Origin of the sequence: Pseudarthrobacter sp. NCCP-2145 (genome assembly GCF_023708005.1) — a bacterium.
GTDB classification, from domain to species: domain Bacteria; phylum Actinomycetota; class Actinomycetes; order Actinomycetales; family Micrococcaceae; genus Arthrobacter; species Arthrobacter oxydans.
Genome location: NZ_BRCG01000047.1, coordinates 1 through 1,138 on the forward strand (window position 1 = coordinate 1; position 1,138 = coordinate 1,138).

Here is a 1,138-nt window from a genome sequence, read left to right on the forward strand (position 1 = left end):
GTGCTGGTATTGGAATCCCTGGTCAGAGTGCACGAGTGGTTTCTGCCCTTCCTCCAGGGTGGCTAAGGCGCCGCGCAATGAGGAGTTGGCCAGCTCCAGGTTGGGCGAGGTTCCAATGGCGTAGGAGATGATCTGCCGGTCGAAAAGGTCCATGACCGGTGAGAGGTAGAGTTTCCTGTCATCGACGCTGAATTCGGTCACATCGGTCACCCATTTCTGGTTCGGCGCATCCGCTTCGAACTGGCGTTTCAACAGGTTTGGGGCCACGATGCCCTGCTCGCCTCGGTAGGAGTTGTAGCGATTCTTCCGCCGGACCTTGCAGACCAGGCGCAGTAGACGCATCAGCTTCAGCACGGTCTTCTTCGCGATCGTCCAGCCTTGCTTGACCAGTTCGGTGTGGACGCGGCGGTGGCCGTATCGGGCCTGGCTCTTCTTGAAGATACTCGTGATTACGGCTTTGAGGTCTGCTTGCGGGTCAGGGGCAAGGAGTCGGGCTTGGTGATAGAAGAACGTCGACCGAGGCAGCTCGGCGACGTCCAGAAGAACTTCCAACCGGTGTTCGGCCTTGAGAGCGATGACAGCGCGGACCTTCAGCGCTGTTCCTCGTCCCTCAAGGCGTTTACTTTTCCCAGGAAGGCCACCTCTGCCCGCAAGTGCTCGTTCTCGCGGCGCAACCGCTGCAGCTCCGACTCTGGTTCCGTCGGCGCCTTGGGAGGTGAGATCGGCCGGCCACGTACTTTTGGGCGCAAGCCATCTTCGCCCTCGTTGCGGTATATCCGCGCCCACTTCTTGACCAGATCCGGGGAGGACAGCTCAAGCTCCTTCGCCAGGGCGACCTGGCTCTCTCCGGCTTGGAAACGGCGGACCGCGGCGAGTTTGAACTCGAACGTGAACTGCCGATGGGTTGATTTGGTCACTAGCGCCGTACCTCCGCGAACTCTCCACAGGTTGTGAATGCGGATGACAGGTTTTGAACGGACCCCTAGGCTCGTCGCCGCTGCCTTCGCGCCCCAACCATTCTCGAACAACGCTATCGCGGCTTCGCGCTGTTCCTCAGATAACGAACTACTGTCCTGCATAAAACTGCTCCCCGAAAGTAAGAACTGATTTCTCAGTCCAACTTTCGGGGAGCAGTTCA

At 59.2% G+C, this 1,138-nt stretch carries 2 protein-coding genes; both read right to left on the reverse strand.

The window, feature by feature from the left end; translation table 11 throughout:
- A partial coding sequence (locus NFU08_RS20800) for an IS3 family transposase (RefSeq protein ID WP_251425968.1) occupies window positions 1-552 on the reverse strand: 552 nt, incomplete at its 3' end.
- Window positions 553-590: 38 nt separating this feature from the next.
- Window positions 591-1,138 (reverse strand): helix-turn-helix domain-containing protein (locus NFU08_RS20805; protein WP_251425970.1); only part of this gene is annotated, 548 nt, incomplete at its 5' end.